This is a genomic window from Vibrio sp. A1-b2 (assembly GCF_021726015.1).
Taxonomy (GTDB): Bacteria; Pseudomonadota; Gammaproteobacteria; order Enterobacterales; family Vibrionaceae; genus Vibrio; species Vibrio diazotrophicus.
Genome location: NZ_JAKKCI010000001.1, coordinates 241984 through 259900, shown reverse-complemented (window position 1 = coordinate 259900; position 17917 = coordinate 241984). Strand labels below are relative to the sequence as shown.

Sequence of the window (17917 nt, the reverse complement as noted above, 5' to 3'; positions counted from 1 at the left end):
GAGACTATCGTGCACAAGTTTGGGATGTTTCCCGCTTGAGCCGTACATTCACACAACACATGCCCGTGTGTTGTTAGAACAAATAGGGAAAGTTCATGCCAACAGATAAACCTACAATTATTTATACAATTACAGACGAAGCCCCAGCTCTAGCTACTTATTCATTGCTGCCTATTATCCAGTCATTTACGGCATCGTCGGGTATTGAAATTGAAACTCGTGATATTTCTTTAGCAGGACGTATTCTTGCTAACTTCCCAGAGCATTTGAAAGAAGACCAGCGCGTTGGTGACGCTCTGACGGAACTCGGTGAACTTGCACAAACTCCCGAAGCGAACATCATCAAATTGCCAAACATCTCAGCATCGGTTCCTCAGTTAAAAGCGGCGATCAAAGAACTTCAAGACAAAGGTTTTTCACTTCCAAATTACCCAGAAGAGCCTGCAACTTACGAAGAAGAAGCGATTAAAGCAACGTACGACAAAATCAAAGGTAGTGCGGTAAACCCTGTACTGCGTGAAGGTAACTCTGACCGTCGTGCTCCTGCATCAGTGAAAAACTATGCGAAGAAGAACCCACACTCAATGGGTGCTTGGTCTGCGGATTCTAAATCTCACGTTTCTAGCATGAGTGATAAGGACTTCTTCGGTACTGAAAAATCGGTCACTGTAGACGGTGCAACACAAGTCTCTATTCAGTTTGTCGGCAAAGATGGTTCAACGAAAGAACTGAAAAAGCCTTTTGCACTGAAAGACAAAGAAATTATTGATGCAAGCGTTTTGAACAAGAAAGCGCTTGTAGAGTTCTTCGAAAAAGAGATTGCTGACGCAAAACAACAAGACGTCCTGCTTTCTCTACACATGAAAGCAACCATGATGAAAGTGTCTGACCCAGTCATCTTTGGTCATGCTGTTAAGGTTTACTACAAAGAAGTGTTCGACAAGTACGGTGACGTATTCGAGCAACTTGGTGTTGATGTAAACAACGGTCTAGGTGATGTGTATGCGAAAATCCAAGCATTACCTCAGGCACAACGTGAAGAGATTGAAGCTGCACTTCAAGCGGTTTATGCAACTCAACCGCCACTGGCGATGGTTGACTCTGACCGCGGTATTACCAACCTACACGTACCTAGCGACATTATCGTTGACGCGTCTATGCCAGCGATGATCCGCTCATCCGGTCAAATGTGGGGTCCAGACGGTAAGCAGAAAGATACTAAAGCAGTGATCCCAGATCGTTGTTACGCTGGCGTTTACCAAGCTGTAATTGAATTCTGTAAAGAGCACGGTGCATTTGACCCAACCACTATGGGTAGCGTGCCAAACGTGGGTCTGATGGCTCAAAAAGCGGAAGAATACGGTTCTCACGATAAAACTTTCATTCTAGATGGAGATGGTGCAGTACGTGTTGTTGATGCGGCAGGTAATGTGCTGCTTGAGCAACAAGTTGAAGCTGGCGATATCTTCCGTATGTGCCAAGTTAAAGATGCGCCGATTCAAGACTGGGTTAAGCTTGCAGTAAACCGCGCTCGTGCAACCAATACACCAGCAGTATTCTGGTTAGACGAAGCACGTGCACACGATGCTGAGCTGATTAAGAAAGTGAAGCAGTATCTGCCTGAGCACGATACTTCTGGTCTGGAGATCAAGATCCTTTCACCTGTAGATGCAACGCTATACTCGCTAGCGCGTATCAAAGAAGGTAAAGACACCATTTCTGTAACAGGTAACGTACTACGTGACTACCTAACAGACTTGTTCCCAATTCTAGAGCTGGGCACTTCTGCGAAGATGCTTTCAATCGTTCCACTGATGAATGGCGGCGGTCTGTTTGAAACAGGTGCTGGTGGTTCTGCTCCTAAGCATGTACAGCAAGTCCAAAAAGAGAACCACCTACGTTGGGATTCTTTGGGTGAATTCCTAGCGCTTGCTGCTTCTCTAGAGCATCTAAGTGTGGTGACTGGCAATGCGAAAGCGCAAGTATTGGCTGACGCGTTAGATAAAGCGACAGGTAAATTCCTAGACCTTAACAAGTCGCCATCACGTAAAGTAGGTGAGCTAGATAACCGTGGTAGTCATTACTACTTAGCGACATATTGGGCAGAAGCGTTGGCAGAACAGACTCAAGATGCCGACCTTGCGGCTGAGTTTGCACCAGTGGCTGAGCAGCTATTGGCTAGCGAAGAGAAAATTGTTGCTGAGCTAAATGGTGCTCAAGGCGTTGCGGGTGATTTAGGTGGTTACTATGCATTAAACGATGCGATGGTTTCTAATCTAATGCGTCCAAGTTCAACACTGAACAGCATCGTAGATCGCGCATAAGCTCAAACGACGCTTGACGATAAAACACAAAACCCGCCAAGAGGCGGGTTTTTCATATCTATCAATTTATAAATCGTTAGCATTTAAATAACCAATGGGTCAGTAAATGGTAAGGATTTACTCGGCAGCGAACTATTTAGATTGTTGCCCTTCAATAGGTACGACACTACTAGCGTGGTAGCCTTTAGGTCCCTGTTCAACTTCATATGCTACTTGCTGTCCCGCTTTCAGTGTGCGGTAGCCATCCATTTGGATAGTAGAATAATGAGCAAAAATGTCTCCATCTTCGCCTTCTGGACAGATAAAACCAAATCCTTTGGCGTTATTGAACCATTTTACTGTACCTGTAGCCATGCTATACGTCCCTCATGCATTTTGTTACTGATGTTGTTGCGGAGAAATTACTCTTATTGATTTACTACGTAGATAGTTTGATCAAATGACTTGATGTTGATTACTCCAATTAGTGAATATAGATTCAGCCGCTGCCAAATTTTTAGTCACTATTTGACCAATGTAGTCAATGATTGAGCACAGTCAATAGGAGAATGGTATAAAAATGCATACTTTTATAAGCAAATCACTTTTGAGATATCCCCAATTCATTTGATGTCAATCGTGAAACAAGCATTCATGCTGGTTATGACTGACTCAGCTTGGGACTTTAAACCAAATAGTGTTACATAAAGGTGACGAGTTTTTGAACGTTTAGAATAAACTCGTTTGTTAATAGCAATGTTTTATTTGCAGCGATACAATTGCTGCATTAGTCTCTAAGTAAGGATTGTTTTTCACCTTCACTGACAGCGCCTTAGTTATCAAAAGTGATGACATAGTAAGAGAAGAGACATTTTTAAGAGAAACACTCCTAAATACGGCCATCATGAGTAAAAACTTCGAATGGGTTACTCCAGACTCAGATCTACTGGAGCGAGAAAAAACAGCAACAAAACCGCCGTCGATGTATAACGTTATACTGAATAATGACGACTACACACCGATGGATTTTGTAATAGAAATCCTTGAACGCTTCTTCTCTATGGACATAGAAAAAGCGACACAAGTGATGCTCAGAGTTCATTATGAAGGGAAAGCAATTTGTGGCACGTTTACTGCTGAAGTTGCAGAAACGAAAGTCGCTCAGGTGACAATGTACGCACGGGAAAACGAGCATCCACTGCTTTGTACGATGGAAAAAGCGTAACATTTGCAGATGTGGTTGTTCTTTAAGGAGGCCTTATGCTTAACAAAGAACTAGAGTCTAGTCTAAACGGCGCGTTCGCTCGAGCGCGAGACAAAAGACATGAATTCATGACCGTCGAGCACCTCCTACTTGCATTGTTAGAAAACGATGCAGCGAAGGAAGCATTATTGGCCTGTCAGGCAGATGTTGACGTTTTACGTCGAGAGCTTGACGTATTTATTGACCAGACAACCCCTCTCATCCCAGATAACGACGAAACACGTGAGACTCAGCCAACGCTCAGCTTTCAACGTGTATTACAACGTGCTGTGTTCCATGTTCAATCATCTGGTCGCAGTGAAGTCACGGGTGCTAACGTGCTGGTTGCTATTTTTAGTGAGCAGGAATCTCACGCAGCCTATCTATTGAAGAAGAACGATATTAGTCGTTTGGATATCGTTAACTATATTTCCCACGGAATTACTAAAGCATCGAGTTCAAGTGAAGACCCATCTTCCGATTCGTTTGGTACGGAGAGTTCAGACGATTCTTCAGCCGATGAAAGACTAGAAAGCTTTGCAACGAACTTAAACCAGTTAGCTGGTCAAGGTCAGATAGATCCTCTGATTGGTCGTGATAAAGAACTTGAACGTACGATTCAAGTGCTATGTCGTCGACGTAAAAACAACCCATTATTGGTGGGTGAAGCAGGCGTAGGTAAAACCGCTATAGCGGAAGGTTTGGCTTGGAGAATCGTTGAAGGACAAGTACCGGAAGTGATCCAAGACAGCGTTATTTACTCTCTGGATATCGGTTCACTACTTGCGGGTACAAAATACCGTGGTGACTTTGAGAAACGTTTTAAAACCATTCTTAAACAACTTGAGAAAGAGAAAGACGCGATTCTTTTCATCGATGAAATTCATACCATCATCGGTGCCGGTGCTGCGTCTGGTGGTCAGGTTGATGCAGCGAACTTAATTAAACCTCTACTAAGTAGCGGTAAGTTGCGTTGTATTGGTTCAACCACCTATCAAGAGTACAGCAACATTTTTGAGAAAGAGCGCGCGCTTTCACGCCGATTCCAAAAAATTGACGTTGTAGAACCTTCGTTGGATGACACAACCAAAATTTTGATGGGTTTGAAGCCAAAATACGAAGCTCACCACGACGTGCGTTATACCAACAAGGCTCTTCGTGCTGCGGTTGAATTGTCTGCGAAGTACATCAATGAGCGTCACTTACCGGACAAAGCTATCGATGTTATAGATGAAGCTGGTGCGCGTGTTCGCCTAATGCCAGCGAGTCGCCGTAAGAAAACAGTCGGTGTGGCTGAGATTGAGTCCATGGTTGCAAAAATGGCTCGTATCCCAGAGAAATCCGTCTCTTCGTCGGACAAAGATATCCTGAAAAATCTGGATAAGAAAATGAAGATGCTTGTGTTCGGTCAAGATAACGCGATTGATGTGTTAACCGAATCCATCAAGCTCACTCGTGCTGGTTTAGGCGCGGATAATCGTCCTGTCGGTTCATTCTTGTTTGCTGGTCCAACGGGCGTAGGTAAAACAGAAGTCACCGTTCAACTGTCTAAACTGTTGGGTATTGAACTACTCCGATTTGACATGTCTGAATACGGTGAGCGCCACTCTGTGAGCCGTTTGATCGGTGCTCCTCCAGGTTATGTTGGTTATGACCAAGGTGGTTTGTTAACGGATGCCGTGATTAAGAACCCACATGCGGTTGTGCTTCTAGACGAAATTGAAAAAGCGCACCCTGATATCTTTAACTTGCTATTGCAAGTGATGGATAACGGCACGCTAACAGACAACAACGGTCGCAAAGCGGATTTTCGTAACATCATCTTAGTGATGACAACCAACGCTGGCGTGGCTGAAACAGTGAAGAAATCCATTGGTTTGATTCAGCAAGATCATAGCCATGATGCGATGTCAGAAATCAAGAAAGTGTTCACACCAGAATTCCGTAACCGTTTAGACCATACTATTTGGTTTAACAGTTTGGATGAAAGTGTAATTCACCAAGTGGTTGATAAGTTCATCGTCGAGCTACAAGTACAATTGGATGCTCGTGGTGTATCTCTTGAAGTTTCAGAAGATGCTCGTCATTGGTTAGCTGTGAAAGGTTATGACCGTGAAATGGGTGCACGCCCAATGGGACGTGTCATTCAAGATCAGTTGAAGAAACCACTGGCTAATGAGTTGCTATTTGGCGCATTGGTTGATGGCGGAACTGTGAAGGTGGCTCTGAAAGATGATCATCTTGTCTTTGAATACTTAGGTGCTAAAGAAGAAGTGCTGCATTGAGACCTTAACTGCGTGTAGCTAGCAGCCAAAAAGGCGAATCTTTAAGATATAATACCCGTCAGATTGAGAAATCTGACGGGTATTTTTGATCTTGCAACGAATACGCTATTTCTGTTTTATGAGAATATTAAGCCCTTGCTTAAGAGATTCATATGTATATTCTTCATCGCAAGCGATTCCCGAATAACAACTTATAAGTTTTCGAGTATTAAAAAATAAGCTGAATTTTGTGAAGTAAATCTAAAAAGAGAGCTTTGGTTTTATGTTTGTGAATACCGTATCTAAAACTTTAGTTTTGGATAAAATATTCACATTTCATGAATTAATGGTAATCTTGCATCAATATACACATATAGATTATCTATTTAATTCTACTGCTAGTTATCAATCTAAGCCTTTATATGAAAAAAGTTCTAGTTGTTTCTTACTCTCAAAGTGGCCAGCTTTCTAAGTTTGTTGAATCATCGACGAAATCTCTTTGCCAAAGTGATGATATACATGTTGACTATCACATTTTGGAGCCAGTTAAACCTTATCCATATCCATGGTCTTTTTACCCTTTTTTTGACGCATTTCCAGAAGCAATTTATATGAATGGTTGTGAGTTAAAATCCGCTTCAAATTTAGCTGATGAGTATGATTTAGTTATTATCGCGTATACAGTTTGGTTTTTGGCTCCTGCTATTCCAATTACGGGTTTTTTAAAAACAGAGCAAGCTAAACAGCTATTAAAAGATAAACCAGTTGTTACTCTTATTGCTTGTCGTGATATGTGGGTTATGGCTCAAGAGAAAATGAAAGCTCTAATAACTGAGTGTGGTGGACATTTGATTGATAATGCGGTTTTAACCGATCAAAGTGGCACTATTTACTCATTTATCACTACGCCTCGTTGGTTGTTAACAGGTAAAAAAGATCCTTTTTGGATATTTCCTGCGGCTGGAGTGAGCGAACAAGATATTAAAGAAAGTGCTCGATTTGGTGAACGCTTAGCTATGGCATTAGAGCAGGATTTGGAAAAAGAGAAGAAACCCCTCTTGACTAATTTGGATGCCGTTAAAGTTAACGGGAAGTTAATTAGTTCCGAAAAAATAGCGACTCGCTCGTTTATGATTTGGGGAAAGCTAATTCAATTATCGGGAAAACCGGGCGCTTTATCTCGTAAAGTGATCATTACTGTCTATGTGTTGTTTTTAGTTGCAATGATTCTCACTCTGGTTCCAATTAATTTACTTGCTAAGAAGCTTATTTCACCATTGATGAAAGACTCGATTGAAAAAAGCATTAAATACTATGAAAAACCTTCCGGACGATAAAATGAATAAAAAAGTATATTTAAACGATGTCCAAGCTTTTTTGCCGAATGAGGCGGTAAGCAACAAGCAGATAGAAAGTGTTTTAGGACAAGTTGGCGATCGTCCATCAAGAGCTAAAAATCTTATACTACGCTCCAATCAAATTAAGCAGCGATATTATGCGATTGATCCAGAGACAGGCAGTACAACACATACGAATGCACAACTCACTGCTGAAGCAATTAAACGGCTTAACTCAGACTTTTTTGATATCAAAGAAATAGAGCTTCTTGCTTGTGGTACAACTATCGCAGACCAGTTGCTGCCCAACCATGCGTTAATGGTGCATGGTGAACTTAAAATCCCTAGCTGTGAAGTGGTCGCGTTGGCGGGCATCTGCTTAGCAGGAACCATGTCTCTTAAGTATGGCTATATGTCCATATTAAGTGGTCAAAGCAGCAATGCAGTTGTTACTGGTTCCGAAAATGCTTCCGCTATGATGAGAGCGGGTCAATTTGAAGCAGAAGTATCAAGTAAGGTAGAAGAACTCGAACGTCAGCCTGAAATTGCATTTGAAAAAGACTTTTTACGTTGGATGCTAAGCGATGGCGCCGGTGCTGCGCTTCTTAGCAACAAAAAAAATGACCATGGTATTTCGCTCGAAATAGAATGGATTGAGCAGAAGTCCTATGCAAACGAGCTGGATGCTTGTATGTATGCGGGGGCTGAAAAACTAGAAAATGGATGTTTAAAAGGGTGGAGAGAATACTCTACTCAGTCGTGGCTAGACAAATCGATCTTTTCCGTAAAACAAGACGTAAAACAATTAAACGAAAATATAGTGGAATATACAGTGACACGTCCGCTAAGAGATCTTGTTACCAGTGGTAAAGTGAATCCTGATGAGATCACTTACTTCCTACCTCATTACTCTTCTGGATATTTCCGCGATCGATTGTATCAAGGCATGTTAGAGGCTAATTGCGATATCCCACAAGAGCGATGGTTTACTAACTTATCGACCAAAGGGAATACGGGATCTGCGTCTATCTATATCATTTTGGAAGAGCTCTTCCATTCAAAACAGTTAAAAGTAGGTGACACATTGTTGTGTTACGTACCAGAAAGCGGGCGTTTTTCTACCGCCTTTATGCAGCTTAAGGTGGTGTAATGGAAGCGAATAAGGTACCTCAAGATCAGTCTTCTACTTACGCTAATAACGCTAAAGCTTTGTATGCCACCAGTGAGTCTGGTGAATATGGTGTCGTGGCATCGTCGGGTTGGGAAGCTGAAGAGTTGGTGACTAAGCAAGCACTCAATGAATTTGAGCGTCAGGCGATTGCTGCTTATAAACTGGTTGAAAGCGGAGAGAAGTCTCCCTTGTATTACCATATGTACGCTCGACGTATGGATCTTATGGTTTTGGCTCAGTCAGTAGGGTGGTTCCAATGGCGGGTTAAACGTCATATGAAACCTACAGTTTTTGCTAAGCTTCCAATTAAAAAGTTGAATGCATACAGTGAGGCGTTGGGGATCAGCGTTGAACAATTGTCCACCTTGCCAGAGCTCAATGTTGAGGGAAACGATCATGAGTCGTAATGAGTTTTCTCACAAACACTATGCGCACTGCGAAAGTGGAGTTATGTCATCGATACTGACCCATCATGGTCTGCCTTTATCTGAGCCAATGGTGTTTGGTCTATCCAGTGCACTTACTTTTGCTTATCTTCCGTTTGTTAAGCTAAGCGGAATGCCTTTGATAGCCTATCGCTCTATGCCTAAATCAATCATAAAAGGTGTGCAAAGGGCATTAGGGGTGAAAATGAAAGTGGAGACATTTTCCAAACCAGAACAAGGTACGAAAAGGCTAGACTCGTTATTGGCTGACGGAAAAATTGTAGGTGCGCAAACCTCTGTGTTTTGGCTTCCATATTTTCCTGAGGAAATGCGGTTTCATTTTAATGCTCATAACCTTGTTGTTGTTGGTAAAGAAGACAATACCTATACCATTAGCGATCCGGTGTTCGAACATCTGGTTTCCTCTGATGAAACGGCATTGCAAAAAGCCCGCTTTGTTAAGGGTGTCATGGCACCTAAAGGTGCACTCTATTATCCAACTTATGTACCTTCATCGGTTGATTACCCTGAGATCATCAGAAAAAGTATCAAGAAAACCGCCAAATCCATGTTGAAAGCACCAGTACCTATTGCGGGACTTAAGGGCATGTATTTTCTGGCGAAACATATCCGAGCGCTAGAGAACAAAGACGAGCATTACGCCAAATTGTTTTTAGGTCATATCATTCGTATGCAGGAAGAAATTGGTACGGGAGGAGCAGGGTTCCGATATATATACGCGTCATTTCTGCAAGAATCTGCCGCACTTATTCATAATCAAGCTTTGGAAAAGGCATCAAAAGATATGACGGCAATAGGTGATGAATGGCGAGAGTTTGCGTTAATGATTGCTAAAGCGATTCGTCCGAGAAATAAGCAAGCAATTGATTATTCTTTGATTGCATCCAAACTAGAATCCATTGCAGGTCAAGAACAAAAGCTTTATCAATCACTTCTGAGAGCCTTTTAATGATCCAAATCGAGGCACTAACCAAGTCATACAATGAAGTTAAAGCGTTAGACAATTTATCATTAGTTATTCCTTCCAACTCTATCTTTGGTTTACTTGGGCCGAATGGGGCAGGGAAAACCACACTCATGTCTATATTGAATGGCTTATTAACTTATGACGCGGGTAGCGTGAGTTTCTTCGGGATGCCTTTGGCGAAAAACCTTAAGGAAATCCGTGAACGTTGTTCGTTGATACCTCAAAGTCTCGCGTTTTATGAACACTTGTCTGTGAAAGAGAATTTGAAATTTTTCGCTGGTATTCAGGGGATTAAAGGTGAACGTTTTCATCAAAACTTTGAATATGCCATCGAAACAAACCGCTTGTCTTCAATGCTGGCACGAAAGGCATCAACTTTGTCCGGCGGACAAAAGCGTCGACTGAATATTGCAATTGGCCTGTTGAATAATCCTGACATTCTGTTTTTTGACGAACCGACGGTTGGTATCGACCCTGAGTCACGTAATGAGATTTTGGACAGTATTAAAGCCTACGCCAATGACAATAAAACGATTGTCTATACCTCTCATTACATGCCTGAAATTGAGAAGATCTGCGATGAAGTTGCGATTATTAACGCAGGGAAAATAATCAAGCAGGGAACCATTGATGAGATGGTTAACAATCATGAGGCGCAACAGGTAGTTGTTGAACTCTATCCTCAGACTCAATCTATCAATGGTCTTTTTGAGGCGCAACAGATGGTGCAAGTGATCAATAACGAAACCCTGTTGCTCAATACCACAGAGGCTTCAGTGGTTACTCAGGTCCTTAACTCACTGGAAGCAAATCAACGTAAAGTCAAAAATATCCGCTATGGAACAACAACCTTAGAATCGATGTTTATTCAGCTAACGTCTAAGGATCGCAACGATGTTTAAGGCGATGCTTACGAAAGAGTTTTTACTAATAGGTCGCGATAAACATGCGTTAGCGGCACTGTTTATTATGCCGGCAGTGTTTATCCTGATTATGTCTATCGCCTTAAAAGATGTCATGAATGACGATAAATCTCTGATGAGTTATATCGTGATAGATAGAGACCAGACTCATGCCAGTCAAACATTAGTGGAGGAATTGGCAGAGACTCCATCTTTCTCACAACGGGATTACAGTGAAGAGACGTACCGTTCCCCTGAAGATGAAGGGGTTCAGTTTATAGTTGATATACCTGAAGGCTTTGAAAGCGATTTATCCGATATTAAGTTGACGGTTGCCGCTGATACTTCTCCATCACTGTTAAGCATTTTTAAAAGTCAGATGTCACTGATTGTGATGAAACATCAGTTAGACACTATGAGTTCAGCTATTCAAAAGCAGTTTGGTTCGCGTGGCGGGCGAGACGTTAAGTCTTTCGACGAAGAATTTATTGAAGTGAATTATGCCAAGTTTGCACAAAATGAAAAACCAACGTCAACGCAGCAAAGTGTGCCCTCTTGGATAGTCTTCGGTTTATTTTTTGTCATCATTCCGATGTCCACCATCTTTATCAATGAGAAAAAGCAGAACACATTAAGACGGCTTTTTACGATGAATGTCAGCATTCTTAATTTGTTTGCCGGGAAAATCATTCCCTATATGTTGATAAACCAAGTTCAGGTATGGCTAATGATTGGGGTCGGTATGTTCGTCGTTCCTTATTTCGGAGCGGCACCTTTGACGATTTCCGGTTCTGTTTTTGGATTGATATTGGTCTCTATAGCGTTAAGTATCTCTGCTATTGGTCTGTCTATTTTAATTGCGACTTCGGTAGACAGTGTGGAGCAAGCAACAACCATAGGCGGAATAATTAACATTCTCCTAGGTGCTATCGGCGGTGTTATGGTGCCAAAGGTTGTGATGCCAGAATCGATGCAAACGTTGAGCAACATCTCTCCGATGTCATGGGGGCTTGAAGGCTTCTTAGATATTTTTTTGCGTAGTGGTGGAGTGCGAGACATCATTCCAGAAGCTATCGCTTTGAGTCTGTTTGGCTTGATATCTCTTAGCCTTGCGGCTGTTATATTTACATTTAAAAAAAGGAAAGAAGCATGAGAGGCTCTTTGGATAATGAATTCAAATTAAAACTAAAGACAATGATTCTTGAAGAGTGCGATCGTGATGACATTGACGCGAATGAACTGTCTGATGACGTGATGCTATTTTCTCCAGAGAGTGAACTTGAGTTTGACTCCGTTGACGGATTACAGATCTCTATGCTGCTTCAACGACACTTTAACTTGCGTTTAGTGGACCCGAAAGAGTTCCGCCGTGTGGTCACCACGGTGAATCATCTTGCCGATCATCTGCAACCGGAATAGTTTCATGATCACTATTTTAGCGGGAGAAGTTCTTAGTGCTTTGGGCGACAAACAGCAGCAAGTAGAAGCGTTACAGAATGGTGAGTTTTTCGTTCAGAGTAAAGCCATTCAGGTATTCGACCAAAAACGAACGATTCCTTACTATGCGATACGGAATGAAGGAAAGTTCGATGCATTGTTCGACCCTGTTCCATATTTAACAGCATTAATCGATTCGATTTTCGAGCAGTGCGCAATTGAGCCTAGTCAGCGCTCGCGATGTGGTTTGTTCGTCGGCTGTGCTTCTAATGATCTATCTTTGTCTGTTCCCCTTGGTGAAAGCATCAAGCAACAAGAAACACTATCCATTGCAAAGCAGAGAGTTGGGAACGGGAGATATGCTGAACGACTAAGTGCGCATTTTGGATTAAATGATTTTAGCCTCACATACAATACAGCCTGTACTTCAAGTTCAAATGCAATTTTAGACGCCGCCACTATGCTTGAAAGTCAGATACTCGATTACGCATTAGTGGTCGGGATTGAAACTTTTGCTGACCACTCTGTCGAGGGGTTTGTCTCTATGCAACTTTTGGCGACTGAAAGTTGTAAGCCGTTTGATATGATCAGAGATGGTTTGATACTAGGAGAATCATTAAGTGTGATTCTCATGAGCCGTAGCGATATCAAGGCATCTCCTTGGCACTTTCTTGGCGGAGATGCCCGTTGTGAAACTCACAGTGTTACAGGCGTTAATCCTGATGGATCTGGTGTGGCGAAAGTGATTCAACAAGCTTTGGATAATGCGGGTGTGTCATGTCAGGATATTCGTGCCATTAAGGCGCACGGCACAGCGAGTTATTTGAGCGATTTAGCCGAAATTAATGGTATGAGGTCAGTGTTTAAGGTAGCCCCTCCGTTTTTCTCTCTGAAGCCTTATATAGGCCATACGTTAGGGAGTTGTGGAACGAGCGAATTAGTGTTGATGATGAATGCCATTGACCATGGTTTCATTCCACAAACGCCTAATTTTTCAACGGTGGACCCTGAAATGAACTGGTCTCCTACTCAAGAGCCTATTTCATGTAAACAAGGTGTCTTTTTGATCAATTGCTTTGGTTTTGGCGGCAATAACAATGTTTTTTTGATTGAAAAGCAGGAAGCATGATGTATATCCAGCAAGTCTCTTCATTTTATGTTCACCGAGATCTTTCGGTTGATATTAAGCAGGAATGCAAACAAGTTGCTCCGAGTTATATCCGTAGAACGGACCGCTTTATTCAACTAGGAATATTGGGCGTATCGGGTATGAAAGGTGTATCCACGAACACCGCTCTTTATCTGGTTTCTGGTCAGGGTGATTTATCTGTATTTTGCCGTTCATGCGAGCAGCGATATATTGAAAAAACACCCCCTAAGCCAGTGGATTTTATTAACTCATTAAGCAACACTGCTGGTTTTTACATAAGCAAATATCTGGGTTTAGACAGCTCGAATTTGAATTTATCACACCAAGGTTTTGTGGTTGAAAACGCATTGCGACTTTCAGACGCTAAATTACGTCTGAACCGAGAATCCCAGATCTTGCTTGGTGGAATCGATGAGCTGCCGAGCGAGACCAGTTCTCCTCATCGCTACTTAGATCTCAATGATGACGTGATAGTTGGGGAAGGTTCTAACTGGCTGCTGCTGAGCCAAGAGGAAAACAACGCATTAGCTCAAGTTGTACATGTATCAGAGATGATGGATTACGATGGCTTCACAAGATATTTAGATTCGATAGTAGAACCCAGCTATGTTGCGATGAGTGACAGAATGGATGAGGTATCGCGAGCGAAAGTAATGGCGTGCGAATATCTTGAACTGTTCGATGTAGCTTGTGACTTCTATGAAACGAATATGCTTTATACGATAAACCAATTTGTTGAAACTAGGGTAGGTATACTGCAGCTTATCAACTTCTTAGATGGGAAGTATTGTGTCACGAAGATAAAAACGGAAGTTTCAGTCTAAAGGTTCGGTAGTGAAATGACGGGGAGCTTGTGCTTCCCATTCTAGCTTTTAACACATCAAGCATTGCAACAATTAAATAGCTTCCTCTGTGTTTTCTATTGGTAGAGGGTGATCCCCAAAAGAAAGCTAAATTGTCCCTTACATTTCTAGATGCGTTGTATTCATTAGAACCGTAACAAAAAACGGAGCCTTAAGCTCCGCTTTTTGTTGTATTCGAAAATCAGAGATTAACGAGCACGGAAGACGATGCGGCCTTTTGATAGGTCGTATGGAGTCATCTCAACAGTAACTTTGTCACCCGTTAGAATACGAATGTAGTTTTTACGCATTTTACCAGAGATGTGAGCCGTTACTACGTGACCGTTTTCAAGCTCAACACGGAACATTGTGTTTGGAAGAGTATCAAGGACAGTACCTTGCATCTCAATTACGTCTTCTTTAGCCATTTAATCCTCTTTAGAAATGTGGCGCAAATCAACGACCTATCGTGCCGATGATTGTTAAACAAGTTAAGTTGGGGCGTATTCTACCCTTGCCAACGCTGATTTACTAGCCTTTGATGGCGTTGGAAGCGCACTTTATAGTTCATAGCAGGGCAATCGTCGATTTGATAACCTAAATAAAGCCACTGTTTACGGCTGTTCTTGCAATATTCCAACTGAATCAAAATAGCCAGAGTTCCAATAGATAGTGAGGATTCTGGGTCAAAAAAGGTATAAAACGCGCTCGCACTATTAGGCAGAATATCGGTTACTGCAACCGCGATGAGCTGATTATCTTCATAAATATGAAGAAACTGGGTGTTCAGCCACTGGGAATTAGCAAATTTATCAAATTCATCTTTCTGCGGTGGATACATGGTGCCATCGCGATGACGAGCCTTAATGTATTTAGAGTAGAGAGAGAACCAGTTCTCATCTAACTTGGGTTTAAGTTCCCAAGTCAGATGCGGCTTCATTTTGTTGATTAAACGCTTCTGACTTTTTGAAGGGGTGAAACTAGGAACAGAAACACGCAAAGCATGGCAGGCGCTACATGTATCGCAGTGGGGTTTGTAAATCGTATCGCCACTTCGGCGAAAACCATTCGCGAGAAGAATTTCATAATTTTCGTCAGACTGCATACTGCTATCAAGTGCGACAGCAACACGCTCCATGCGGTCTTTGAGATAACTGCAAGGGTGATTGTTTGTCAGGCCAATTCTAATTTGGTGTATATCAGAACTCACGCTTTACTCCTAAACAGACTCAGATTCATCTGTAATGCTAATACTGAGCCACTGGCGTTTGAAACACGCTTCTTTTATTGCTTTATCTCTAAAAGATAGCAACGAATTTATAAATTCGTCACGTGGTAATTCAAATGCACCTAATGATGCGAGATGTGGGTTCATTACTTGGCAGTCAATGAGCTGTCCACCATGCTTTGCAAAATGATGACAGAAATACCATAACGCAACTTTGGAAGCATTGGTTTGCGTGCTGAACATGGATTCACCGCAAAAAATCTGCCCCATCTGAATGCCGTATAAACCACCGACAAGCTGTTCCTTCTGCCATACTTCAACGGAGTGGCATTTGCCAAGTTCCGCCAGCTCACCATAGGCTTCGCGCATTTCTGCATGAATCCAAGTCTGTTCTGGCGAACGAGTCGCAGCGCACATTTCAATGACATGTTTAGTCGCATGGTTGATGCTGACCAAATATTGTTGTTTACGCTGATATTTTTTCACACTTTTGGCAGGTTTGAATGTCTTAGGATCAAACACTGCTCGCGGAGATGGGCTCCACCATAAAATGGGTTCACCGGGACCATACCAAGGGAAAATACCATTTTTATAGGCGTTATAAATTCGATTTGGGTTGAGATCTCCCCCAAAAGCCAGCAGACCGTTTGGATCTTCTAATGCTTCATAAGGTGAAGGGAAGCCGTAATCATTAGCAGCCAGCTCTGGAAGATAAATCGTCATCGAAACCCCAGCTTTGATTAGGAGAGAAAATGAAAAAGTGGATATGGATCATATTGATTTTTCCGTTGTTTGCCAATGCCAGTTATCAACGTAACCAAGCAAAACCCGTAAACGAAGTCGTATTTGGAACGATAGAAAGCGTTCGCTACATTTCCCAACAAGATATTGTTCAGTCGAAAGCAAACGGCTGGGAAACCTTGTTGGGCGCTGTGGTTGGCGGTTTGATCGGCAATCAATTTGGTGATGGTCATGGGCGCGAAGTCGCCACGGCAGTAGGTGCTATTGCTGGAGGAAGTATCGCGCATAAGAATGCGAATCGAACTTACAGTATTGAGTATCGCTTAGTGGAACTTTTGATAGAAACGAAAGACGGAAAATGGATTGATGTTATCCAAGATGTCGACCCTCAAATGCTGTTCAGCAAAAAAGATAAAGTGCGAATTTTATACTTTGACGATGGCGTTCGTGTGGACAAAGAAATGTGATGACTAAAAATTCACGACGACTAGAGATTTAGGCTAGTTTTCACGGTTGAATTTAGTTAGTCTGCCAGTACGAAGAATTTTACATCGCTCCAGATAAAAAGAGATATGAGAGCGGTGCAAGGAAACACAGCATTAATGGAAAGCCTTACGTTACAACCCATTCAAAAAATCAGTGGAGAAGTGAATCTCCCAGGTTCGAAAAGTGTATCAAACCGCGCCTTGTTGTTGGCTGCTTTAGCCAAAGGGACAACGCGACTTACTAATTTGCTCGACAGTGACGATATTCGCCATATGTTGAACGCACTTACCAAACTCGGTGTTCAGTATCAATTATCTGACGATAAAACAGTGTGTGAAGTTGAAGGTCTAGGTAAGCCGTTTACCGCAGATCAGGCTCAAGAACTGTTTTTGGGTAATGCGGGTACAGCAATGCGCCCACTTGCCGCAGCATTGTGTTTAGGCTCGGGTGACTATGTACTGACTGGCGAACCTCGTATGAAGGAACGCCCAATTGGTCACTTAGTGGATGCCCTGCGTCAAGCAGGTGCGGATATTGAATATCTAGAAAATGAGAACTTTCCGCCACTACGCATTAAAGGCACTGGTTTAGCGTCAGGAACGGTAGAAATTGATGGTTCAATTTCAAGCCAGTTTTTAACCGCATTCTTGATGTCAGCTCCGCTTGCTAAAGGCGATATCACGATCAAAATTATTGGTGAATTGGTTTCTAAACCCTACATCGACATCACCCTGCATATCATGGAACAGTTTGGTGTTCAGGTTGAAAACCATGATTACCAAGAGTTTGTTGTTCGTGCTGGTCAAAACTATGTATCACCGGGTAACTTTTTAGTGGAGGGCGATGCCTCTTCTGCGTCTTACTTCCTTGCTGCTGCAGCAATCAAAGGTGGTGAGATTAAAGTGACAGGTATTGGGAAAAACAGTATTCAAGGGGATATTCAATTTGCTGATGCGCTTGAGAAAATGGGCGCAGAAATTGAATGGGGCGATGATTATGTGATTGCTCGTCGCGGTGAGTTAAACGCAGTTGACCTTGATTTCAACCATATTCCTGATGCGGCGATGACCATTGCTACAACCGCTCTTTTTGCCAAAGGTACAACGACGATCCGTAACGTGTATAACTGGCGCGTGAAAGAGACTGACCGTCTTTCCGCTATGGCGACAGAATTGCGAAAAGTGGGCGCAGAAGTGGAAGAGGGTGAGGACTACATCATTATCACGCCTCCAGCTAAGCTAACTCACGCTGTGATTGACACTTATGACGACCACCGTATGGCTATGTGTTTCTCGCTGGTAGCGCTAAGTGATACACCAGTGACGATTAATGACCCGAAATGTACATCAAAAACTTTCCCAGATTATTTTGAGAAATTTGCGAATCTGAGTCATTAACCT

18 protein-coding genes are annotated in these 17917 nt (G+C 42.4%); 14 read left to right on the top strand and 4 right to left on the bottom strand.

The genetic code is table 11. The annotated features are described in order from the left end of the window. Positions 1–95: 95 nt before the first annotated feature. Positions 96–2324: an NADP-dependent isocitrate dehydrogenase gene (locus L3V23_RS01155; protein WP_237291811.1), complete on the top strand. Its 2229-nt coding sequence runs from the start codon at positions 96–98 to the stop codon at positions 2322–2324. Positions 2325–2456: 132 nt separating this feature from the next. Here L3V23_RS01155 and cspD read toward each other — a convergent pair whose 3' ends face one another. Further along, positions 2457–2678: a cold shock domain-containing protein CspD gene (cspD, locus tag L3V23_RS01150; protein WP_042481960.1), complete on the bottom strand. Its 222-nt coding sequence runs from the start codon at positions 2676–2678 to the stop codon at positions 2457–2459. Positions 2679–3207: 529 nt separating this feature from the next. On the opposite strand from cspD, the gene clpS reads away from it, so the two are divergent. The 11 genes from clpS (at position 3208) to L3V23_RS01095 (ending at position 14044) form a co-directional block, all read left to right on the top strand. Next, the gene (clpS, locus tag L3V23_RS01145) at positions 3208–3528 is read left to right on the top strand and encodes an ATP-dependent Clp protease adapter ClpS (protein ID WP_042482186.1); all 321 of its coding nucleotides are present in this window, start codon (positions 3208–3210) and stop codon (positions 3526–3528) included. A 35-nt stretch (positions 3529–3563) separates the two neighbouring features. Further along, positions 3564–5831, top strand: coding sequence for an ATP-dependent Clp protease ATP-binding subunit ClpA (gene clpA, locus L3V23_RS01140; protein WP_042481962.1), 2268 nt, complete (start codon positions 3564–3566; stop codon positions 5829–5831). 401 nt (positions 5832–6232) lie between these two features. Further along, positions 6233–7147: a hypothetical protein gene (locus L3V23_RS01135; RefSeq protein WP_102963505.1), complete on the top strand. Its 915-nt coding sequence runs from the start codon at positions 6233–6235 to the stop codon at positions 7145–7147. Beyond that, a complete protein-coding gene (locus tag L3V23_RS01130; RefSeq protein WP_276573983.1) occupies positions 7104–8297 on the top strand; it encodes a beta-ketoacyl-ACP synthase III in 1194 nt (397 codons plus the stop codon). The genes L3V23_RS01135 and L3V23_RS01130 overlap by 44 nt, the downstream gene beginning before the upstream one ends. After that, entirely contained in the window at positions 8297–8725 is a 429-nt protein-coding gene (locus tag L3V23_RS01125) for a hypothetical protein (protein WP_042481966.1), read from the top strand. The genes L3V23_RS01130 and L3V23_RS01125 overlap by 1 nt, the downstream gene beginning before the upstream one ends. Beyond that, positions 8715–9713 carry a BtrH N-terminal domain-containing protein gene (locus L3V23_RS01120; protein WP_237291810.1) on the top strand — a complete coding sequence of 333 codons (999 nt, stop codon included), beginning with the start codon at positions 8715–8717 and terminating at the stop codon, positions 9711–9713. The genes L3V23_RS01125 and L3V23_RS01120 overlap by 11 nt, the downstream gene beginning before the upstream one ends. Beyond that, complete coding sequence (locus L3V23_RS01115; RefSeq protein ID WP_237291809.1) at positions 9713–10633, top strand: ABC transporter ATP-binding protein; 921 nt, start codon at positions 9713–9715, stop codon at positions 10631–10633. Before L3V23_RS01120 ends, L3V23_RS01115 begins: the two co-directional genes overlap by 1 nt. Beyond that, entirely contained in the window at positions 10626–11786 is a 1161-nt protein-coding gene (locus L3V23_RS01110) for an ABC transporter permease (RefSeq protein ID WP_237291808.1), read from the top strand. Before L3V23_RS01115 ends, L3V23_RS01110 begins: the two co-directional genes overlap by 8 nt. Further along, a complete protein-coding gene (locus L3V23_RS01105) occupies positions 11783–12052 on the top strand; it encodes an acyl carrier protein (RefSeq protein WP_102952980.1) in 270 nt (89 codons plus the stop codon). Before L3V23_RS01110 ends, L3V23_RS01105 begins: the two co-directional genes overlap by 4 nt. Positions 12053–12056: 4 nt before the next feature. Further along, on the top strand, positions 12057–13199 hold the full coding sequence (locus tag L3V23_RS01100; protein WP_237291807.1) for a beta-ketoacyl synthase N-terminal-like domain-containing protein: 1143 nt from the start codon (positions 12057–12059) through the stop codon (positions 13197–13199). Beyond that, on the top strand, positions 13196–14044 hold the full coding sequence (locus L3V23_RS01095) for a hypothetical protein (RefSeq protein ID WP_237291806.1): 849 nt from the start codon (positions 13196–13198) through the stop codon (positions 14042–14044). Before L3V23_RS01100 ends, L3V23_RS01095 begins: the two co-directional genes overlap by 4 nt. Before the next feature lie 227 nt (positions 14045–14271). On the opposite strand, the gene infA is transcribed toward L3V23_RS01095, so the two are convergent. The 3 genes from infA to aat form a co-directional block, all read right to left on the bottom strand. Next, positions 14272–14490 carry a translation initiation factor IF-1 gene (gene infA / locus L3V23_RS01090; protein WP_001040192.1) on the bottom strand — a complete coding sequence of 73 codons (219 nt, stop codon included), beginning with the start codon at positions 14488–14490 and terminating at the stop codon, positions 14272–14274. An 80-nt stretch (positions 14491–14570) separates the two neighbouring features. Beyond that, positions 14571–15272 (bottom strand): arginyltransferase, encoded by a 702-nt coding sequence (locus tag L3V23_RS01085; protein WP_042481976.1) that lies wholly within the window; start codon positions 15270–15272, stop codon positions 14571–14573. A 9-nt stretch (positions 15273–15281) separates the two neighbouring features. Further along, on the bottom strand, positions 15282–16013 hold the full coding sequence (gene aat / locus L3V23_RS01080) for a leucyl/phenylalanyl-tRNA--protein transferase (protein WP_237291805.1): 732 nt from the start codon (positions 16011–16013) through the stop codon (positions 15282–15284). A gap of 29 nt (positions 16014–16042) precedes the next feature. On the opposite strand from aat, the gene L3V23_RS01075 reads away from it, so the two are divergent. Continuing rightward, positions 16043–16498, top strand: coding sequence for a glycine zipper 2TM domain-containing protein (locus tag L3V23_RS01075; RefSeq protein ID WP_237291804.1), 456 nt, complete (start codon positions 16043–16045; stop codon positions 16496–16498). Between the two features lie 135 nt (positions 16499–16633). Continuing rightward, a complete protein-coding gene (gene aroA / locus L3V23_RS01070; protein WP_237291803.1) occupies positions 16634–17914 on the top strand; it encodes a 3-phosphoshikimate 1-carboxyvinyltransferase in 1281 nt (426 codons plus the stop codon). Positions 17915–17917 lie beyond the last annotated feature (3 nt).